General features: G+C 44.6%; 21 protein-coding genes and 1 pseudogene. 11 read left to right on the top strand and 11 right to left on the bottom strand.

The genetic code is table 11. The features are described 5' to 3' along the window. Positions 1–24: 24 nt before the first annotated feature. The 5 genes from NIES593_RS15435 to rlmN all read left to right on the top strand — a co-directional run bounded on the left by NIES593_RS15435 (position 25) and on the right by rlmN (position 5055). A complete protein-coding gene (locus tag NIES593_RS15435) occupies positions 25–717 on the top strand; it encodes a rubrerythrin family protein (protein ID WP_073600428.1) in 693 nt (230 codons plus the stop codon). A gap of 153 nt (positions 718–870) precedes the next feature. Further along, complete coding sequence (locus NIES593_RS15430) at positions 871–1311, top strand: QcrA and Rieske domain-containing protein (RefSeq protein ID WP_073600427.1); 441 nt, start codon at positions 871–873, stop codon at positions 1309–1311. Between the two features lie 128 nt (positions 1312–1439). Further along, the gene (locus NIES593_RS15425; RefSeq protein ID WP_245817537.1) at positions 1440–1865 is read left to right on the top strand and encodes a hypothetical protein; all 426 of its coding nucleotides are present in this window, start codon (positions 1440–1442) and stop codon (positions 1863–1865) included. A gap of 395 nt (positions 1866–2260) precedes the next feature. After that, entirely contained in the window at positions 2261–3859 is a 1599-nt protein-coding gene (locus NIES593_RS15420; protein WP_073600425.1) for a peptide ligase PGM1-related protein, read from the top strand. 80 nt (positions 3860–3939) lie between these two features. Continuing rightward, positions 3940–5055 (top strand): dual-specificity RNA methyltransferase RlmN, encoded by a 1116-nt coding sequence (gene rlmN / locus NIES593_RS15415; protein WP_073600424.1) that lies wholly within the window; start codon positions 3940–3942, stop codon positions 5053–5055. 7 nt (positions 5056–5062) lie between these two features. Here rlmN and NIES593_RS15410 read toward each other — a convergent pair whose 3' ends face one another. Both NIES593_RS15410 and NIES593_RS15405 read right to left on the bottom strand, forming a co-directional pair. Then, entirely contained in the window at positions 5063–5302 is a 240-nt protein-coding gene (locus tag NIES593_RS15410) for a hypothetical protein (protein WP_073600423.1), read from the bottom strand. Between the two features lie 265 nt (positions 5303–5567). After that, the gene (locus NIES593_RS15405; protein WP_139253718.1) at positions 5568–5966 is read right to left on the bottom strand and encodes a hypothetical protein; all 399 of its coding nucleotides are present in this window, start codon (positions 5964–5966) and stop codon (positions 5568–5570) included. Positions 5967–6476: 510 nt separating this feature from the next. On the opposite strand from NIES593_RS15405, the gene menB reads away from it, so the two are divergent. Continuing rightward, positions 6477–7310 carry a 1,4-dihydroxy-2-naphthoyl-CoA synthase gene (gene menB, locus NIES593_RS15400; protein ID WP_073600421.1) on the top strand — a complete coding sequence of 278 codons (834 nt, stop codon included), beginning with the start codon at positions 6477–6479 and terminating at the stop codon, positions 7308–7310. Between the two features lie 321 nt (positions 7311–7631). Here the strand turns inward: menB and NIES593_RS15395 are convergent, their stop codons facing one another. Both NIES593_RS15395 and NIES593_RS15390 read right to left on the bottom strand, forming a co-directional pair. Then, positions 7632–7913 carry a hypothetical protein gene (locus NIES593_RS15395; RefSeq protein ID WP_073600420.1) on the bottom strand — a complete coding sequence of 94 codons (282 nt, stop codon included), beginning with the start codon at positions 7911–7913 and terminating at the stop codon, positions 7632–7634. A 364-nt stretch (positions 7914–8277) separates the two neighbouring features. Next, on the bottom strand, positions 8278–8871 hold the full coding sequence (locus tag NIES593_RS15390) for a DciA family protein (protein ID WP_073600419.1): 594 nt from the start codon (positions 8869–8871) through the stop codon (positions 8278–8280). A gap of 221 nt (positions 8872–9092) precedes the next feature. Between NIES593_RS15390 and NIES593_RS15385 the strand changes: the two genes are divergently transcribed. Together NIES593_RS15385 and NIES593_RS15380 are read left to right on the top strand one after the other, a co-directional pair. After that, entirely contained in the window at positions 9093–10268 is a 1176-nt protein-coding gene (locus NIES593_RS15385) for a hypothetical protein (protein ID WP_073600418.1), read from the top strand. Positions 10269–10317: 49 nt separating this feature from the next. Further along, entirely contained in the window at positions 10318–10968 is a 651-nt protein-coding gene (locus NIES593_RS15380; RefSeq protein WP_073600417.1) for a PspA/IM30 family protein, read from the top strand. Positions 10969–10989: 21 nt separating this feature from the next. Here the strand turns inward: NIES593_RS15380 and NIES593_RS15375 are convergent, their stop codons facing one another. Together NIES593_RS15375 and NIES593_RS15370 are read right to left on the bottom strand one after the other, a co-directional pair. Next, positions 10990–12306 (bottom strand): DUF2330 domain-containing protein, encoded by a 1317-nt coding sequence (locus NIES593_RS15375; protein ID WP_073600416.1) that lies wholly within the window; start codon positions 12304–12306, stop codon positions 10990–10992. A 30-nt stretch (positions 12307–12336) separates the two neighbouring features. Further along, the gene (locus NIES593_RS15370) at positions 12337–13230 is read right to left on the bottom strand and encodes an RnfABCDGE type electron transport complex subunit D (RefSeq protein ID WP_073600415.1); all 894 of its coding nucleotides are present in this window, start codon (positions 13228–13230) and stop codon (positions 12337–12339) included. A gap of 314 nt (positions 13231–13544) precedes the next feature. Between NIES593_RS15370 and NIES593_RS15365 the strand changes: the two genes are divergently transcribed. The 3 genes and pseudogenes from NIES593_RS15365 to NIES593_RS15355 form a co-directional block, all read left to right on the top strand. Next, positions 13545–14090: an NADPH-dependent FMN reductase gene (locus NIES593_RS15365; RefSeq protein ID WP_073600414.1), complete on the top strand. Its 546-nt coding sequence runs from the start codon at positions 13545–13547 to the stop codon at positions 14088–14090. A 105-nt stretch (positions 14091–14195) separates the two neighbouring features. Beyond that, positions 14196–14384: a hypothetical protein gene (locus NIES593_RS15360; RefSeq protein WP_073600413.1), complete on the top strand. Its 189-nt coding sequence runs from the start codon at positions 14196–14198 to the stop codon at positions 14382–14384. A 104-nt stretch (positions 14385–14488) separates the two neighbouring features. Continuing rightward, a pseudogene (locus NIES593_RS15355) lies at positions 14489–14824 on the top strand (glycerate kinase); the annotation flags it as partial. A gap of 18 nt (positions 14825–14842) precedes the next feature. Here the strand turns inward: NIES593_RS15355 and NIES593_RS15350 are convergent. The 5 genes from NIES593_RS15350 to NIES593_RS15330 all read right to left on the bottom strand — a co-directional run bounded on the left by NIES593_RS15350 (position 14843) and on the right by NIES593_RS15330 (position 20724). Then, a complete protein-coding gene (locus tag NIES593_RS15350) occupies positions 14843–16132 on the bottom strand; it encodes a pentapeptide repeat-containing protein (RefSeq protein ID WP_073600412.1) in 1290 nt (429 codons plus the stop codon). Positions 16133–16231: 99 nt separating this feature from the next. Then, positions 16232–17107, bottom strand: coding sequence for an ACP S-malonyltransferase (gene fabD, locus NIES593_RS15345; RefSeq protein ID WP_073600411.1), 876 nt, complete (start codon positions 17105–17107; stop codon positions 16232–16234). Positions 17108–17218: 111 nt separating this feature from the next. Then, entirely contained in the window at positions 17219–18220 is a 1002-nt protein-coding gene (locus NIES593_RS15340) for a beta-ketoacyl-ACP synthase III (protein WP_073600410.1), read from the bottom strand. An 87-nt stretch (positions 18221–18307) separates the two neighbouring features. Further along, positions 18308–19378 (bottom strand): phosphate acyltransferase PlsX, encoded by a 1071-nt coding sequence (gene plsX / locus NIES593_RS15335; protein ID WP_073600409.1) that lies wholly within the window; start codon positions 19376–19378, stop codon positions 18308–18310. Between the two features lie 164 nt (positions 19379–19542). Further along, a complete protein-coding gene (locus NIES593_RS15330) occupies positions 19543–20724 on the bottom strand; it encodes a class I SAM-dependent methyltransferase (RefSeq protein ID WP_073600408.1) in 1182 nt (393 codons plus the stop codon). Between the last annotated feature and the right edge of the window lie 75 nt (positions 20725–20799).

The following is a 20799-nucleotide window of genomic DNA, read 5'->3' as shown; positions in this document are numbered from 1 at the left end:
TAGCTTTTTAAGGAGCATTTAACAATGAATCCTACGCTAAAAATCCGCTACATAGCTAAGAAAACTGCTATCTTTACGTCTGCTGCTGCGCTAGGCATGTTGGCACTCGTTGGCTGCGCGCCAACTACGCCATCGGCTAAAGTCGAGCCAACCCAGCCAGAGGAACAACCTGCTACCAAAGCCCAATCGCCAACGCTTAAGAACCTAGAGATGGCTTACAATGGCGAGTCCAATGCCCATGTAATGTATCTAGATTATGCGAAAAAGGCAGATGAGGAAGGCTATAAAGGAGTCGCTAGTCTCTTCCGGGCGGCAGCGCGGGCTGAAGAAATTCATAAGGAAAATCATGCCAAGGTAATTAAAGAAATGGGAGGGACTCCTCAAAATACAATTGCCACGCCGGAGGTTAAATCCACTCAAGAAAACTTACAACATGCAATTAAAGGGGAATCTTACGAGCGCGATACGATGTACCCCGATTTCATTAAAGAGGCAAAAGCCAAGGGAGAGAAAAACGCTGTCCAGACTTTTACCTATGCCGGAAATGCAGAAGCCGGACACGCTAAACTCTACACTGAAGCATTAAATAATCTTGATGCCTGGAAAGCACCGAAACAATTCTATGTCTGTTCGGTGTCTGGGCAGACGGCAATGAATGCAAACGAGACCAATTGCACCGTTGATGGCGTTAAAAAGCCAGTAGAAGAAGTAAGATGAGCGCAAGGAAATTCTTAGCGATCTCAAATCTGCTCAAACAACCATAATTCAAGTAGTGCGATCCGCCCTTTTGGGCGCTGCGCTCCGCGCAAACGTCTCGCTCGCGGGCAGGATGCCCGCACTACAATTTATCATTGATTAAACGGAATTGATATGGATCGTCGTGAATTTTTAGGTTGGGTTGGTGTTGGTGCGATCGCGAGTTCTCTGCCGGTTGCGATCGCGGCTTGTTCTCGTCAAAACGCCAAGACAGATTCTTCTAGTGATTCTGCCCGTGCCGACGGGTTTGCGCCTGTCGGTACAATAACAGACTTAGATCGACAAGGTCAAATCCTCAATAAAGAATTCGATCGAGGATCGATATTAGTCATCCGCAATCCGTCCGATCCCAAAAACGTTAATGCCGTCAATCCTACTTGCACCCATGCTGGCTGTACGGTTAGCTGGGACTCCGACCAAAAACTATTTGCCTGCCCTTGCCACGGTTCTCAGTTTGCGCCTGACGGGAAAGTAGTCCAAGGTCCCGCCGAGGAACCTTTGACGGCATATGAAGCCAAGCTTGAAGGAAATATAATTCTAGCGAAAAAAATGTAACGATCTATCTAGATCTGGCAATTTTGTCTTACATGCGATCGCGTTTCATCATCCTAACAATTCTAACAAGCCTTCTCTGCCAAACCGTTTGGGCACAAAATTCTCCTCCTATTTCCTGTGAGGTTCCTATGGATTTGGAATTGTTAGAGGCAAATAGCCCACTCACTACAAAAAACGTCGTTACCGATCGCACGATCTCCCAGGAAGCACTAACGGTTCCCAGTCTCTGGTGGGCAAAGGAACAGTTCGATCCCTTTGGCGGTAGGTTAATTACCAATTGGATAGCCTACCCCAAGGAACGTCGCATCGATCTAGTCGTTAATCGACAACTTTGGTCGTTATTAAATTATATGGATCGCTATCGCTTTGTTAACAAATTCGGGACAGTGGCTAGAGACTATCAATACAATCTCAGAGTCTTCGATCGCCAACAAAAATGTCTAGCGATCTATTCTTGTAATTTCAATACCAATCCCAACCAATGTGAAATTCACTTTGAACCATCAGGAAGAACGGGTTTACAAGTCGATCCGCTAAATGAGGGGAATTTCTAACAGGTTGTCCCAAAAGTATGAAAAGTCATGTTGAGCGTAGCGATCGCGAAGCGAAACATCCTATAGCACTTATAGTAGTTTTCAGTTATCTCAAATCCGTTTAATTACTCATAACATATAGTGCGACCATCTTGGTCGCAAGCGGGACGTTTGCGACAAGCGCAGTGCCCAAAAGGGCGGACGCACTACTTGGTATTGTGGTCGTTCAACCGGATTTGATATTAGATGAGAGACAAAATTTGTCGATGGGGGAAGAGGAAAAAAATCCTGTATTCTACTCACTCGAAAATCCATCTTGATTTATTGTTAAGAAAAAGTCACGCTTGTTAGTCGATAGGATGAGATTGCGGCTAAGATTGCTGATAGCAGGGTAGCAGAGCATTTGATTTGGGAAGATGCAAATAGACAATTGTGCTGTCTCCAGACAGACAGATCGGTTTCGGCAATTGCAAAATCAGTTGCGCGATCTTTGGCAAAGCGTGGATACTTTTGAACAAGACGATTGCGATATTTTAGTCATTCCCTCTTTCAGCATCGACCAACGAGTCGGACAGAAGATTCCAGGATTTCTTCATTACGAAGAACGACTGTTATTTTCTCTGATTCGCCTGCGCAATCCCCATACTCGATTAGTTTACATCACGGCGCAACCCTTATCGCCGATGATTATCGATTATTATCTACAACTACTGCCGGGAATTCCGTTTTCTCACGCTCGCGATCGCCTGCTGCTCCTGACTACCTACGATGGTTCTTTCAAACCCCTGACTCAAAAAATTTTAGAACGCCCTCGTCTCGTCGAACGCATTCGCCGCGCCCTGCGTCCCGGAAAATCCTACATGGTTTGCTTCAACTCAACTTGGCTGGAATACGAACTGTCTCTACAGTTGGGAATTCCTCTACTGGCTTCTAGTCCAGAGTTACTCCACTGGGGTTCAAAAAGCGGCAGTCGAGAAATCTTTGCCGAATGCGAGATTCCCCATCCCGACGGCAGTCCGTGCGTGATGGCGGTTGATGACCTTGTAATCGAAGCCGTGCGACTCTGGGAACGCCAGCCGCAATTAAAACGAATGGTTGTTAAACTCAATGAAGGCTTCTCTGGGGAAGGAAACGCAGTACTCGATTTACAACCGATTCAACATGTCGCGCCGGGACGGGCAACCCAAGCCGAGAGAATAGCCGTATTGCGCGAGCATCTGGAAAATTTGAGTTTTCAAGCCAAAGATGAAACCTGGGCTACCTTTTCCAGCCGTCTTCCCGAATTGGGAGCGATCGTGGAGGCGTTTATCGAAGGGGAAGAAAAGCGATCGCCCAGCGTCCAAGGCTATATCGACCCAACGGGAAAAGTAGAAATCCTCTCCACCCACGACCAAATTCTCGGCGGCCCCGACGGTCAAGTTTACCTCGGCTGTCGCTTTCCAGCGAACGATGCCTATCGGTTACGCTTGCAAGAATTGGGAATGAAAGTCGGACAAGCCCTTGCCAGAAGAGGAGCCATGGAACGGTACGGGGTCGATTTTATTGCGGTTCGCCAGCCAGGAAACTCTCCGGAATGGGATCTTCAGGCAATTGAAATTAACCTGCGCAAGGGGGGAACGACCCATCCGTTTATGACGTTGAAGTTACTGACTAACGGCAACTACGAGTATACAACGGGTCTCTTCTACAGCCAACATCGCCGGGAAAAATATTATATTGCTTCCGACAATTTACAAAAGCCTCACTATCAAGGATTGCTTCCCCACGACTTGATGGACATCATTGCCAAATATCGCCTGCATTTTGACAGCAGCACCAAAACGGGTACGGTGTTTCATTTAATGGGAGCTTTATCTGAGTTTGGTAAGCTAGGATTAACATGCATCGGCAATTCTTGGGCACAAGCAGAAGCGCTTTATCAACAGGTAGAGCAGGTATTAGATGCAGAAACAAAACTGATGTCCGATACTTCTAATCTACACTTATCTTCCAGTTTGCCAATTAGTTGGACGTAGAAGTTGAAAAACGACAATCGCGCGGATAAGTCACAATAGATGAAGGGCATATTAGTATTTGCTCGGCATTATCGGCAACTATGGCTATCCAGCTTGAGAAGCAATCGATCGCAACTGACAAGAACGAGGTTTTGTTAGGGAAATCTCTAGAGCAATTAACCGCATGGGTACAACAACAAGGACAGCCTGCTTATCGCGGCAAGCAACTCCATCAGTGGTTGTACGAAAAGGGCGCGCGATCGCTGGGGGAAATCTCCGTTTTTCCGAAACATTGGCGTGAAACGCTTGCAGATTATCCGATTGGTCGTTCTACCATCCATTATCGCAGCATTGCCCCAGATAAAACCCGCAAGTACCTCCTGCGTCTCGCCGATGGATTGATTATTGAAACCGTGGGCATTCCCACCTTCAAAAGAGGGGAAGACAAGGAGACTGGGAGAGGAGACTGGAAGACAATTAATCCAAAATCCCTAGAACGCCTTACCGTTTGCGTGTCTTCTCAAGTCGGTTGCCCGATGGCGTGCGATTTTTGTGCGACGGGGAAAGGCGGATTCATCCGCAATCTAAAGTCGCATGAAATTGTCGATCAGGTTTTGACCGTACAAGAAGACTTTAGGCAACGGGTTACTAACGTGGTTTTTATGGGGATGGGAGAACCGCTTCTGAATCTCGATGAAGTCGTCGCTGCGGTTCACTGCTTGAATCGAGATGTGGGAATCGGACAGCGATCGCTGACTATCTCTACAGTAGGCATCCCCAACAAAATTCGCCAGCTTGCCCAACATCACCTGCAAGTGACCTTGGCGGTTAGCCTTCACGCTTCTAACCAACGGTTGCGCGAACGACTCATTCCCAGTGCCAAGCACTATACTCTAGATAATCTCATTGACGACTGTCGGGAATACGTTCGCATAACGGGACGGCGAGTCACGTTTGAATATATTCTTCTAGCAGGCACAAACGACTTACCGGAACACGCGCTAGAGTTGGCTAAACTGCTGCGGGGATTCCAAACCCACGTCAATCTGATTCCCTATAATCCAATTCAAGAAGCAGATTATCAGCGTCCCGATCGCCAACGCATCGAAGCCTTTGCGGATATCTTAGGACAAAAACGTATTGCCGTTAGCGTTCGCTACTCTCGCGGGTTGGAAACTGATGCAGCTTGCGGACAGTTGCGAGCATCGAAAGTTTAATTCGATTTCAGTTAAAAGTGGCTACGGATAACGGAGATAGAGGGGTGGGTATAGGGGTGCATCGCGATGCGTCCATCATTGCAATGCCGGGTGCGTAGGACTCTAACACTTTACCCGTAACGGAGCAGTTCACCATTAAGTAATCGCAAACCGGACAGGAAGTTTCTGTAATTTGGTTGTTTAAAAAATAAAATCGTTTTGCAGGACTGCCGCAATTTGGGCAGCGAACTTGTTGAATTTTAGTCATCTTAAAACCTTTTAATTCCGTGACAACTAATTTTGAAAAGAAGTTGGTTAGTTATTTTTTAGCGACTAATTAGTTTTTTTTGATAAATTTCATAAGTACGTTTCATATGTTAACGAGCCATATCTCTCTTGTCAATGTCGATCCCCATTGAATTTATATTTTTTAATCTAGTATTTATCTCAAATGAGCAATTGACAGGAGTTGTTCGGTTTATGTAAGGATCGCTTGGATAAAATTGCTGATTTCTTAAGAAAAAATTAATATTTTATTTTTTTCTGAAAATGTAGGTATCCATCTGAGGGCTAAAAGGAAGAGATTGATAGTGAAACAAGAGAGTTTCATGCTGCTGCAACTCTTTGAGAGCTTCTGGTGAAATCTTGTTCTCTGGCAGAATTACAATTAAGTCACCTGTTTGAGGCACTTTTGCGTGATAACAATAATGGTCGCGCTCCCAAGCAACGCATAGATTATTCTTAGGGAATTTTAGAGGACTCTTGAGAATAAAAATAGTTTCATCTTTAGATTCAGCGAATTGAGGCTTAGCGAGTCGAAGTTTTTTATATTCCAAAAAACTAGAGAGAAAGTAAAGAGTAGGCTCTCCTTTAACATAAGGAAAAAATAAAGTAACGCGATCGGGAACGTCTTGTTGGGCATAGTTCTTCAAAAAATGAGCGATCTGCGCTCTACCATGAATAAAATTCTTTTGATAAACAATAAATTCTTGAGATTTATAGATGTTATGTAAAAAAAAAATCAAATAACAGGCTAAAAAGACTAGACTAGGTATTTGACTTTATTTATGCCGATGATTAAAGAAATAAAATCTATAATATATAAACTAAAAATTAAATCAATGGGAGCTGTAAAATACGGCATAAAAAGCTCGATTTTAACATAAAATATAAAGTATAAAATAGCAGCGATAGCCAAAGTCTAATTTTTTAGATTTAAAAGACAGCAAAAAAGTGTAATTCAGTCAAGTCTAACGAAATATAAAGATTTCTGTAATGTGACTCCTCATAGGTTGTCCCAAAAGTAGAGAATATGGACTTTTCAGATGTTCTCTCAAAACTTGCGATCGAGTGCAGAATTTTTTTCTTATCAATTGAGGCAAATATTAAGCGGATCGCGCTTTGCGGTAAGATTGCCAAAGCGATAGAAATGACCGCCTCTTATGCAAGTTGAATGGCAAACTGCTAAAACCTACGAAGATATTCTGTATCACAAGTTTGAAGGCATTGCGAAAATTACTATTAATCGCCCTCACAAACGCAATGCTTTTCGCCCTAAAACCGTTTTTGAACTCTATGATGCCTTTTGCGATGCCCGCGAAGATCGTCACATTGGCGTTATTTTACTGACAGGGGCAGGACCCCACACCGACGGCAAATATGCCTTTTGTTCTGGCGGAGATCAAAGCGTCAGGGGAGAGGCAGGCTATATTGATGACGATGGCGTGCCTCGCTTAAACGTCCTCGATTTGCAACGCCTGATTCGTTCTATTCCCAAAGTTGTAATCGCCCTGGTTGCTGGATATGCAATTGGTGGCGGTCACGTTTTACATTTGGTTTGTGACTTAACCATAGCTGCTGATAATGCCATTTTTGGACAAACTGGTCCTAAAGTTGGCAGTTTTGACGGTGGATTTGGTGCTAGCTATCTCGCTCGCATCGTCGGACAAAAAAAAGCTAGAGAAATTTGGTTTCTCTGTCGTCAGTATACGGCAGCTCAAGCTTTAGATATGGGTTTGGTGAATTGTGTCGTCCCAGTCGAGCAATTGGAGGCAGAAGGTATTCAATGGGCAAATGAGATTTTAGAGAAAAGTCCCATTGCGATTCGTTGTCTCAAAGCTGCCTTTAATGCCGATTGCGACGGTCAAGTTGGGTTGCAAGAATTGGCTGGCAATGCAACGCTACTCTATTACATGACCGAAGAAGGCGCAGAGGGAAAACAAGCTTTTCTCGAAAAACGCTCGCCCGATTTTCGCAAATACCCTTGGCTACCTTGAGGGATAAGAGGACTTCTGAGATGGGGAAACAATTAACGACTAATATCATTTTTCATTCATTAATGACAGAGATGGTCGATCGCCCTCACCCCCAACCCCTCTCCCTATTTGGGAGAGGGGAGAAGAATGTCGATCGCGAAAACCTGAAAATTGGTATAACCACTAACCACTAACAAATGACAAATGACCAATGACAAAGGATCAATAACAAAAACTAAAATCGCACCTTGGTTAAAAATAAGGTGCGATCGTAAGTGCTAAATTTTTAAAGAAGATTTGAAAACTCAATATATATCTTGCCAAGTTAGGGAAAATAGTTGCTTAAACTGTTGCAGGTTGTTTTGATTCGAGATCGGGTGTTGTACTTGAAGTAATAACCGAAGTGCATTCAGCCGGATGTTTCAACGTCAAAGAATTTTCTAAATGAACGACTTCTTCGAGACTTTCCCAGGGATCACTAAACGGTCGGGCTGCTAAAGCGCAAGCCTTCCAACCAGACTGTACGGGAACTCCCAATTGCTGGCACATGCCCCCTCTACGCCCTTCTGGATGATAGTAACGGCAGTAACGACACGAAGAAGTTAAGAAATTGGCTGTTTTCATAAGTTTCTGTCAAACGATAGCCTTTGATAGAGCTTTATCTCCGCCCTTGATTCTATTTTCCTTCTTGATGAAACTAGGGTTGTCATGGTTAAAGCTCCGATCTCGTATAGATTTCTGCGATCCCCGACATATTCTTAATCTTTAGTTTTTTTTAATTATTAGTTAATACAACTATACAATTAATCAAAAACCTAAGCAATTTATTACTCCAATGGGTTTACACGAATTCAGTATTTTTCAGGATAAAATGATGGGGATCGACTAAAATAAGAACAAACACTTAAACTATTTTTAATAGAAATTACTTAGATTGATTTAAAAAATACCTTAAAAGTGTGACTTCTCAATTTTTTTTTAGACTTATTTAAGATAGATTTTCTTGGAAAGTAGTCGGGCTTTCGGAAGACCATTGCTTGGCTATGCAGTGGGCACAGACACTCCATCGTTCCAGTTCTCCAGGCGGAGTAGGACTCTGACAGCGAGGACAAAGGGGAAGGTTTTGCGATCGCGCTCCAATAACTGCCGCCCAACTTTGAAAGGCTGCTTCAGGTGTTTTTTTCCCTTTGGAGAACTCTGTTAAAGGTGGTTGAGAGGTCATCTCGATCGCGCTAGGATGTTTTTCCTGACTAATCGATTTGGGCGCAGAATCAGTAAGACGCTTAGAATTATGCCATTGAGCCGTAGAAAAGCGAATATCGGTTAAAGGCTCCGATAACAGCGCATTTAGTTTTTTTAGCAATGAATACCTCTGAAAAGATAAATTTTGCGCCCAGACAGAACTAGAAGTCGCTACCCATAAGACATTGCGAGCAATATACAAAGGTCGCGTTTGTCGGACAACTTTAGGATCGACTACAGTTTCCCAGCATTGCAGCAAGTGGCGATACTGTTGCTGAATTTCCCAACCCGCTTGTTTTTCAAGCGCTTCAAGAATGCGATCGAGAGAGTCGAAAGACATAGTTAATACCTAGTGCAAAAGTCCCGAAAACAAATTGGTAAAGTTCAGCCCATCTCAGTAATTCCACCGATCTCTAGCAGTTGCGTTCGACAAATATGCGTAATCTCACGGAATTATTATTGCGGCTGTTTTTAGATACTAAAGCTGTAATAAACTGAACCAAAGAAATTCAACCCCCGATAGAATGCAAAATAGATTTGCTAAAAAAATGGAAGAAATCCATGAACTGCTCAGATTCAAATAACTCTCCTGAAAAATCATCAATTACTTCGTCTACTACACCTGCATCTGAAGACTCGGTACAGTCGATAGATGCAGAAATTGTAGAAAACGATCGTTCCTCATCCAATAGTATCGTCAACGTCAAAAGAAACCCAATTCAGAGAAGATCGGTTAAAGTTTATCGCGTCGTCAAACTCCTTCCCGCATCCTATGAAGCTATTCCAGAAGCAGAAAGAACGACACGTCCCGATCGCGATCGCAATTGGCTCGATGATGTAATGACTCCCTGGACAATTGCTTCTATGCTATTGGTGCTGGGTGCTAATATTCTTCTCGGTTTCTCTCAGTTGAGCCGTCCAAACCAGATGACGGCAGAGCAGGATATTTCAAAAACCGCGACTCCATCCACACAACAGCTACAGACATTATCCACCCCTAAAAACCTTGACCTAGCGACCGAAAAACCCGATCGCTTAGATGTAGAGGTTTTGAGTCAAGTCAAACCCGATTCTGCTGGCAAGTCAAGCACGCCGACTGCCTCTTCTCAAATTCCTCCCGCTCAAGCAAAAGCGATCGCGGCTAAGCCCACTCCAAGGCTAACACAAGCCCTCCTGCCTCCTTCCGTGCAACCACAGCAGATCATTCAAACTTATACCCTACCGCCTTCTCTGCCAGTGGCTTCCCTGCAAGTACCAAGCCAGCCACCTCAGCCGTCCTCTCACGTTCAACAGCTTCAAACTCCTCCACCTCCAGTTATTTCCTCAACTCAGTCAGTCCAACAAGCTCAAACAGTACCCACTCTTCCTCAAAACGCCGATCCCATGGCAGAATTTTCTCAACGTCATGCCGCAGAGCAAAGACGGTTAGAGGCGGAAAATTTACCGACTCCCAGTCTTTATCAAAAAACGCGTCTCGAAGGGATCGCCAAACAAAATCAACTTAATCCTGACGGGTTAATACGGTATTTTCAGCAACAACAAAAAGAGCAAATTCTCAATTCGACAAATGGCGAGTCAGCAGCCAGCAGCCAGCAACCAGCTATTAGCAACCAACCACTAACTACTAACAATCCACAACCATCCACGATCGATGCATCTCCGTCAAATAAAGGTAGACCTTTAGTAGAGATGAATAATGATGGTTCGGTGGAGATAAGAAGTAACAGTTTGCGATAGGATAAGCTTAGCGATTGCTTTAAACTAATCCTGTTAGCGGAGTAGAGTTATGGGCTGGCTGGAGCGTATGGGACGAGTGCTTCGCGCACAGATGAACAGCCTGGTAAGTGAAGCTGAAGATCCAGAAAAAATTCTGGAGAAGGCTGTTATGAATATGGAACAAGAGTTGATTGAAATGCGAAGGGCGTTAGCAGAAGCGATCGCGACGCAAAAAAGCACAGAACGATATATCGCTAATTATCAACAGGCGAGCCAGAAATGGTACGAACGCGCTCAAATCGCTTTGGAAAAAGGAAACGAAGCCTTGGCAAAAGAAGCGCTGCTTCAGCGCCAATCCTATCAAAAGCAAGCCCAATCTTTACAAGCTCAGCTAGAGGGACAAAACGAAGTAGTCGGCAAGCTTAAAAAAGATTTGCGAACTCTAGAGCATAAATACACCGAAGCCAAAGCTAAGAAAAATCTTTATATTGCTCGCTTGCGCTCGGCTATGGCAACTCAAAAAATTCACGAAATAACAAGTAATCTTAATAGTGCAAGTTCTGTGAGCGTTCTCGAGCAGATAGAGACTAAAATTCTCGAACTCGAAGCGCGATCGCAATTAACGAGCGCTTCAGTGACAGATAGCCTAGAAGAGAAATTTGCTTCTCTTGAGGATGAAGATGACGTCGATAACGCCAATTCCAAACATCAAATTAGTTAGCAACTATTCGCGATCGCTGATTTAACGCCAGATACTGTTCCACCAAGCATTTTGTTTGGACTCTACAAAATTTATCTTTTTACGAATTTCGTTAATATTCCATCCCGTCAATTGAACTAATGTTTGCGCTTCTTTTTCCTGTCGTTTTTTTACTGACTGATAGTAGTCTTTTGCTGCATCGCAGTTAGCTTCTTCTCGATAGGGGTGATGAATAATATAACGTCCTTGGAATAATTGATGGTTGGCTGTTTCTTGAAACTGTAAATCTTCTGGAAATTTATCGCGAGCATAGCGGACGCGCAGTCGAGTAATAAATACATTAGATAAGCGATCGGAATTCAACCAAAAAACGCCTGCTTGTTTTAATTCTTCTGAATTTAGAGGTTGAGCCGAACAGGGATCGCAATTGTTCATGTCCCAAGTATATTCGAGAAAAGCTACTTTTTTTCCTGCCCGTTCGTGAGATTTTTTAAACATCGCCTGATAGAAATTCTTAAATTCTTGTGCGATAAATTCAGGAACTTCTACATCTGACGGAATTTTGATAGTTCGATAATTAGTTAATTCAATTTGCCCTTTGGGGGAAAGTAAGTAAACAATTAAATCTTGTTCGTCTTTGGCATTTACCATCCCCAGACGAATCGGCAACATAAATTTGGGAGATTCATAAGCCATCATTAGGGGACGTAGCGATTTAAATCCCGTATTGGCATATTCTTGTAGGTTGACTTTAGCGACAAAAAATTTCAGTCCCCCTCGGATGTAAGGACGTAATAATTGACTCGCAGCGCTAGGAATTTTATAGCCATTTTGCTTTAACCAAGTTTCTAGCCCATTTGATTCTTTAGCGCTAAGAATGACAATGTCGTATTCGCCAACAGTAAATTGTTGTTCTACCGTTACGCCTAAAGCATTATCGGTTTTTTCTCTGCTTTGAGGAACCGCTACTGCACCTCCTCGCGTTCGATATAGCATATCTTCTGGTCGAACGTTAATTCCACAAGGATCGGAATCGAAATATTCTACTAATCGCGGTGCGCTAAATGCATCTAATCGTTCGATAATTTTGGGGTCGCCAACTTGCACTTGTTCTTGAGTTAAAACAACGGGAACGGGAACGACTAAAGCAAAATCTTCGATCTCGCCTTGATAGTCATTCGCCATCGTTAAAACCGTGCGATCGCCATTTCGAGCAATAATTACTTGAGAGGATTTGTTGTATAATTTAGCATCCGCTTTAGCAACGTAAAATCCACAAAAAGCCCAGGCAGGTTCGGGAAAAAAAATTACCGCGATCGCGAGTAGAATCAATGTAATAAATAGTCGCTTAATTTTCATTAGGATTATTTTTATTGCTAGTTTTACTTGTTAAAAAACTCGATCGAGATTTAGACGACCGACCGAGGTTGACTGCCAAGAAAATCTAGATGCAGACCAAATTGAATCTAAAATTATTGTCAAAGGTGAGAGGCTAAATAAAGCCCAAAAGACAGCAGTAGATAGATAGAAAGCATGTTGAAGAATAAAGGTTAAAATAGCAATACTAACAGCCCAAATAATGCGGCTAATAGTAGCGTTAGGAATGGAACGAGGATCGGTAATCATAAAGAAAGCAAACAGCAATAAACTTCCGCTCGTTAATTGATGTTGCAGAACATCTAAACTCCATCCCAGCCAAAAATTTCGGATCGCTTCCAAACCAATATAAGTCAATAAAAATGCTGCCGAAGTATCCCACCGCCCTACTCGTTTTAAAATGATTCCTCCCGTTCCAGCAAACAATAGCAAATACCACCAATCCGTTCCCCATTGTCCGGGAGAAACCCAGGCATCATCGGTCAGAATCAAAGTGGCAATAATGCCAAAATTGGCGGGGTTGAAAAAATGCTTTTCTCGAAAGCGAAAAATAAACTTACTGGCAATAGCCAAACATCCCGCGATCGCTATCGTCGTCCAGTGATTTCCTCGCAGCAACAAACATAATCCCAAAGCAGTAATTGTTGCACTCCGCAATGAAAAAATAGACAGGAAATTTTTTAAATGATAAAATTGATTATCGTAATGATACTGTCGCGTATACTGACCATTTTTTTCTTGGGTCGCGTTAACCAGTAAAGACAAAAACGCCTGAGTCAGTAAGCAACTCAACAAAAGCATGCCGATAAGATCCAACCGCAGCGTCCAGTCCCTCGTAAGAATCCCCAAAAATAGGAAGCCTGAAAGAAAAAGAATTTGATAGTCGCGTGCATCTTTAAACAGCATTATTTTGCGATCGCTCAACTTCTGCTCTAGTATGCCTGTTTTAAAACCTATACAGCTAAAACGTTACATTTTCTGTAACAAGGCATAGAATTTTCTGTTTTGACTCCTATCGATCGATATGACCAACAACAGTCAAAATTCGTTGATAAATTCATCAATTAATTTATTTCCACAATCTATCAGGGACGGATTCCCGAACCTTTCACTACTTTATTTAGCTTGACAGAACGCGATCGAATTCGTTAGTCTCTATGTAGTCATAACGACTTCATTTTAATAGCCAAACTCTCGTACCAGATGGAGCGATCGAACTCATGGTCAAAATTGTCGGTATCAGCGGTAGTTTGCGCCCTGAATCCTATAGCGCTCAAGCACTCGATCTAGCAGCAACGCGAGTGCGTGCTTTGGGTGCAGAAGTAGAAATACTCGACCTTAGAGAGATGTCTCTTCCCTTTTGCAACGGCGGGGACGAGTATCCAGGCCATCCAGATGTAGAGAAACTGCAAAAGGCAGTTCGGGAAGCAGACGGACTGATTTTAGTCACGCCAGAGTATCACGGCAGCGTCAGCGGCGTTCTCAAGAATGCACTCGATTTAATGGGATTTGAGGAGCTATCCGACAAAGTGACGGGATTGATTAGCGTTTTGGGAGGACAATCCAACAGTAACGCCCTCAACGATATGCGCACGATTATGAGATGGGTACATGCTTGGGTAATACCCGAACAAATCGCGATCGGACAAGCTTGGAAAGCCTTCAATGGTGAAGGAAAACTGTTGGATGAAAAACTCTCCCAGCGATTCGACCAATTCGCGCAAAGCTTAGTCGAAAATACCCGCAAACTGCGCGGGGTTTCCTAGCCAATTCCTTATTGGAACTACTTAGCAGGTAACTAAATTGCTAGTTAGGATCTAGCAGAAGCGATTAATTCCTAATCCAGCAACAGCAAGCTTTAGGAGGTAAATATGAATAAGACAACGACGAATGCATCGAATGTCTTCCTGACTGATGAAGACTGGTTTAACCTGGGGAAAGCTGATGCCTGGGCTGGAAAACCTATGTCTCCGCCAGAGGATGATTCGCGGGCAGCTACTCTGTACCAACTAGGTTACAGCGAGGGCAAGATCGAACGCCCGTCGAGTGAAAAGTTGTAAAGCTGCAACAAAAGTGCCACACAAAAACCTTCGAGATCTATGATTTTTGACTAAAAAGTTGGTAAGATGTTTAGCCGCATTCACCAACATCTCTAGAATTAGACGAACTGCTGAGTCAGTCCGATCTGGTGATTACTGCCGAAGGAAGTATTTACTTTCAAACGCCGCGCGGCAAAATTCCTGTAGAAGTGGCGCGACGAGCTAAGCAATATCAACTACCCACGATCGCATTAGCGGGAACTATCGGCAAGGATGTAGCAATAAATTTCGAGCATGGCATCGACTCATTTGAAAGTATTCTGGATGCACCTTGTACCCTTGGCGACGCGATCGCTAACGCATCCGAACTGGTAATTAATGCAGCCAAACGGCTAGCGCGATCGATTTTGGTGGGTCAAAAACTTACTGCTAGGTTATCGCCTAATCTCTCCCTTAGATAGTAATTAAAAATTGTATCTTTAACGACCTAACTGATTGGGAATTCCTTCGCAACCGCCGGGGATTGTCGAGCGAGTTTTTTCTCCTCCCCAAGCGCAGCAATAATAGCGCTGTTCCTCGCTGAGATTTTGAACGCCCGTGAGATCGGCATTTTCGATAACTGTTCCCGTATGAGCACCCGTTTGGTAGTTGGCAGGAGCATTACGACTCCGAGGACTGGCGGTTTCAACGGAACCGTAGAATAATCGCGCTCCCTTGAGATCGGCTCCCCGGAGATTGGCTTCATATAAAATTGTGCGGGAGAGATTAGCTTTGACGAGATCGCAGTAGCTCAAATTAGCGCGAACCATATTGGCTTCGCTTAAATCCGTCCAGCGCAAATCCTGTCCGGCAAGATCGGCTAGTGCTAACATGACACCTAAATTAATGACCCGTATTCCCTGGGAGCGATCCTCTGCATAGCCGCCGGAACCGTCGAGAATCGGTCTGCCCAAGTAGCGATCGCGCGCAATCGGCGTTAATAATTTAGATTGAGATAAGAAACGTAAAATTTTGGCTTTTCCTGTCGCGTCTACGCTACTCATAAGAGCGGCGGTACGTCCTTCTGCGATCGCTCGTTCTTGGGGCCAATCTTCTAGCAAACCTTCTTCATCGAGAGCTAGGTCAGAAATTCCTTGAAAATAAGCATCAATCGTCTGCTGTTGCGTAATTCGGTTTTGTTGAATCGTTAAATCTTTGGAAATAACATACTGTTCCCAAGCTACATAGACCGCCAAAATCGCAATCATAATCTGACCCAACGCTCCCACCCATTCTGCCCAAGAGCCAAATTCATCGTACTTAAAATTATTGAGCCAATTGCTTATAATTCTATAGAACCCAAAATACTTGATTAAACTAGCCACTGCCAGCAGAAAAACGATAAATCCAAACACCGTCCTTCGCTCGTTAGGCGTTAGATATCGGCTAATCCAGCCTTGTAGGGATGGCAAAATCACTCGTAGTGAGAGAAACAGGGCAACTAATGCGCCAGAAAACCCTATCCAAGCTACATTAGACCATAAGCCTATGCCCATGACTGCCACGGTTGCTAGTAGCAGCCAGGGATTAGATGAGTCTACCTCTTGCAAGTAGAGTGGTTTGCGTTGGGAAGGGATTTGAGGGGGAGGGATAACGATATTTGCTTGCTCTGTTGAAGTTGAAAAGGAATCGCCCGATGAAGCTTGAGAGGCAGAATTTGGATTGCCATTTCGATCCTGAAGCGTTTTAGAGGGATTGGGAGTTTGACTGGAATCGGGTCGATCTGTCATCTTGTCTGTCTATAGGGCACCTTGAAAATAGTTTAGCCTTAGCGATCGCTAGATAGCCAACGGCTAAATTGTGACCTCCCCATCCCCAATCTTGAGACTTCAACTTATGTCTGCTAAGCTGCCGACATTTTTTAGTTTTAGATCGGGACAAATTCTCTTAATCAAGCCAGTCAATACTTTGCCGGGTCCCACCTCTACAGCTTGAGAAACTCCTTCTTTTGGCAATTGCAGCATAATTTCTCGCCAGCGAACCGTTCCAGTCATCTGCTTTATCAGGCGCATTTTTATCTCAGTTCCTTTAGTGGCAGGCACAGGATCGACGTTTGATAGGACAGGAACTTTGGCATCACTAAAGGTAACTGACTCTAAGATTTCTTGGAACTGTTGGGCGGCTGGTGCCATCATCGGCGAGTGAAACGCACCGGAGACTTTCAGACCAACGGCACGTTTGGCTGAAACTTGAGAGAGAACCGAATCGACAGCTTCTGGCGTTCCAGAAATGACAACTTGTTCGGGACTGTTATCGTTAGCGATGACGACATCTGGGGTGGCTTCAACGACCTTTTCTAGCGTTTCTCGGTCAAATTTCATCATCGCTACCATTTTACCGCCAGCCGCAGCATCCATGAGTTCGGAGCGATGCTTGACCAGTCGCAACCCAGTTTCAAAATCAAAGACTCGCGCTGCATACAGGGCAATGTATTCTCCTAAACTGTGACCCGCAACGAAATCGGGAAACTGTCCTCTCTCCATCAATAGATCGGCTAGAATGCTTTCGATAACATACAGGCAAGGTTGGGTGTAGAGGGTGCGAGATAATTGCTCTTCCTCGCCTTGGCACATTTCTAAAACAGACCAGCCCAATATTTGTTCGGCGCGATCGAATTGGGCTTTAGCCGCTGGGAGATCTTCGAGATCGACTCCCATTCCTACTGCTTGCGAACCTTGTCCTGGAAATACCCACGCTGTTTTCATCTGTTATTTGTTATTGAATTTTGGATTTTGGATAGGGGATTAGTAGCAGAAGTCGGAATTCGGAACTCGGAACTCGGAAGTATGTCCCCCACTCTCCGGGTTCCCCATCTCTTATTTTCCCCATTGAAAAATCGCTGCTCCCCAGGTCAGTCCCGCGCCAAAACCAGAAGTGACAATGGTATCGCCCGGTTGAATTTTTCCTTGTCGTACTGCTTCGTCGAGGGCGATGGGAATGGAAGCAGCAGAAGTATTGCCATATTCGGCAAGATTGCTAATGACTTTCTCGCTAGGAATTTTAAGACGGCTAGCAACGGCATCCATGATTCGTTGATTGGCTTGATGCAGAATGAGCCAATCTATCTCCTCAACTGCGAGGTTAGCGCGATAGAGCGCTTTTTCAATGACTTCCGGGACTTTTTCGACGGCGAAGCGGTAAACTTCTCGACCGTTCATTGAAATTGGTTGATAAGTTCCGGAAGCGATCGCGATATCTTCTTTGAGAATTTTTGGCTCTCCTCGATAAGCTAGATTGAGAGAGCCATTTTGAGTGCCATCGCTATGCATTTCAAATCCCAAAAGGCGATCGCCATTTTCGATCGCTTGACATACCACTGCTCCTGCGCCGTCGCCAAAGAGAACGCAGGTGCTTCTATCCGACCAATCGAGCCAGCGAGAATTGACATCTGCCCCAATGACGAGAACGTTGTGATAAACTCCCGTGCGAATGAATTGAGAGGCAGTAATTAGACCGAAGACAAAACCCGAACAAGCAGCCGTGAGATCGAAGGCAACAGCTTTGGTAGCTCCTAGCAAGCTTTGTACTTGACAAGCGCTTCCATACAAATCGTCGGGAGTAGAAGTCGCCAAGACGATCAAATCGAGATCGCAGGCACTAAGACCTGCCATCGCGATCGCGCCTTGACTCGCTTTAGCGGCAAGTTCGCTCAGGGAGCTAGAAGCGGCAGCTAGGTGTCGCCTTCCTATTCCCGTTCGGCTTCTAATCCATTCATCAGACGTTTCGACCATTTGACTGAGGTCGTGGTTATCGAGAATCTGTGCTGGTGTTGCCGAACCGCTTCCGGCAATTGCGATGCCTGCCCCTTGTGCTTTCAATGCCTTTCTCCCTTTTTTTCAGTTATCAGCGATGTTTGCCATTTGTCCTTGGTTGTCTTCCCATCGACCAACGACGAATGACAATCTTTACTGCTCGCTGTTCCCGCCGAGTGAGGTTTCTGAGACTCGATCGCCGTCTTTTGTGGATCTTTCTTTATATCCCTGAATGCGATCGAGCACTTGATGGTCGTTCGCTTCTTTAGCGAGGCGAATGGCATTAAAGATTGAGGGAGCTTGAGAACTGCCGTGGCTAATAATACAAACGCCAGCCACCCCAAACAACAATGCGCCGCCGTGTTCGGCATGGTCGATGCGCTGCTTGATTCGCCGTAAATTTGGCTTCAAAATTGCCGTTCCGATCTGACCCCGCAATCCTTGGGGTAACTCTTCTCGCACGATTTGCAGCATAATTTCCCCGACGGCTTCGGCAAATTTGAGCAAAATATTGCCCACAAAACCGTCGCAGACGATTACATCGAAGCGGCCCGACAGGACGTCTCTCCCCTCAGCATTGCCGATAAAGGGGATTTGTCCGTTGGTTTCTAGCAGTTGATAAGTTCGCAAAGCTAGATCGTTGCCTTTTGAGGGTTCTTCCCCAATATTGAGCAAGCCTACTTTTGGTTCTTCGACACCCAGTACGTACTTACTATAAATCGTCCCCATCAAGGCGAATTGTTCTAAGTACTTGGGACGGCTGTCTACGTTAGCCCCAACATCGAGGATGATGACCGATTTTCCTGCCAGCATCGTCGGAAAGACTGCCCCGATCGCCGGACGGTCGATGCCTTTGAGACGACCCAAGCGCAGCGATGCCGCTGCCATAGCCGCACCGGAATGCCCTGCCGACACGACTGCATCGGCTCGTTTTTCTTTAACCAAATTCATCGCCACGTTAATCGACGCATTGGGTTTGCGTCGAATTCCCACTACCGGTTCTTCGTGCATGCCGACTACACCTTTAGCAGGAACGATTTCGATATTGATATTGCTAGTGGTGGTATGTTGCTTGAGGGAGGATTCGAGCCGCTCTGGTTCGCCTACCAGCAGAATTTCTACATCTAATTCTGCGGCGGCTCTAATTGCTCCAGCGACGATTTCCTGAGGAGCGTAATCCCCTCCCATAGCGTCTACTGCAATTCTTGCGCGAGTTGATGCCATCGATCGAAGTTATAGAAGCCTTAAAGATTGTATCATTGGAGTTCGACTTAACGGCGACTACTTTGCTACTTTAGTAGCAATTTTGGTTTATTCTAGCCTTAGCTGCTTGCTTTTGCGCCTAATTTCTGTTAATTTAAAGTCGTCAAGTAGCCATTAATTTAAAACTATTCGGGTTGCATCAGCCCCTTGAGAGGTCGCGCTCTTTCTTGTTCTGTCAAGCCTTTCTCTTGAATCAACACGCCAAATCCTCCCAACCCAGCCGGATCGATTAACTGATGCAGTGCGTCGCGACGCTTGATAATTTGCTCGACATTGTATTTTCCGCTAGACAGCTCCCGTAGGCGATCGCCCAATCCCAATGCCATTAAAAACATTCCCTGTTGCGTGAATCCGATCTTGGACAACCCGCACAATTGTCCCTGACGTTCTAGAGCGCTAAAGTCTACATGGGCGGTAATATCCTGATAGCCGATATTTATGTAGGGATCGTCGTGACGGCGATGCTGGTAGTAACATTGCAAAGTGCCTCGATACCGTTGGGGATTATAGTAACGTCGAGCGCTATAGCCATAATCGATGGTCAAAAGATAGCCGCGCTTTAACTTGTCAGACACTGTTTTCAACCAGTCTAGAGCCGCTAGATTGACTTCTGTTCTATAGCCCTCTGGATATGAATCAGAGGGCAAGTCAACGCCGACTAGGTTAAAATATTCCCTCAGCTTGGGCGTTGAAATTTCGTCGATCGTTTCTATCAATCTGCCTTGGGAATGAGTGACGTAGACTTCTTTTAAATGACCTTGCGCGATCGCGATTTGATGGAAGGGCAGCGCATCGACTAATTCGTTACTAAAAATACAGCCAACAATTGAATCTTCTGGAATCTCCTGCCACGATTTCCAGAAGAGTTTTAGACCGCGATCGCGCCATGGCTTTAATAAATTTTGTTGCCGAGCGATTAATCCTTTTGCCTGTTCGATAATAATATATTCGATGACCTTGAAGCAGTCTAAATAATTTTGTTGTAGCTCGGACAAAATATCTGAAGCTAATAATCCCGATCCCGCACCCAATTCTACTAATAAAAAAGGGTTGGGACATCCTAAAATTTCCCACATTTCAGCCAATTGCTTGGCGAGCAACTCACCAAAATCTCCTCCTAAAGAAGAGGAAGTAAAAAAATCTCCGCTAGCGCCAATCTCGACTGTCCCGGAGGAGTAATAGCCATACTGGGGATGGTATAAAACTAAGTCCATATAGTCAGCAAAAGTTAGGCGTTGCTGGCTGGAGGTAGAGAGGCGATCGAGGAGAAGATCGAGCAAAACTTGAGAGTTTGAATGGGTTAACATTTAAAAGATTGATGGAAAGGGAGAGTAGATACTTTCTCTTAAAACTAACTACAGATTGCGATCGCGACAGATAAA

The organism is Hydrococcus rivularis NIES-593 (assembly GCF_001904635.1).
GTDB classification, from domain to species: Bacteria; Cyanobacteriota; Cyanobacteriia; order Cyanobacteriales; family Microcystaceae; genus Hydrococcus; species Hydrococcus rivularis.
Note: the sequence above shows the minus strand (reverse complement) of the source record. Positions and strands in the feature narration are given on the sequence as shown.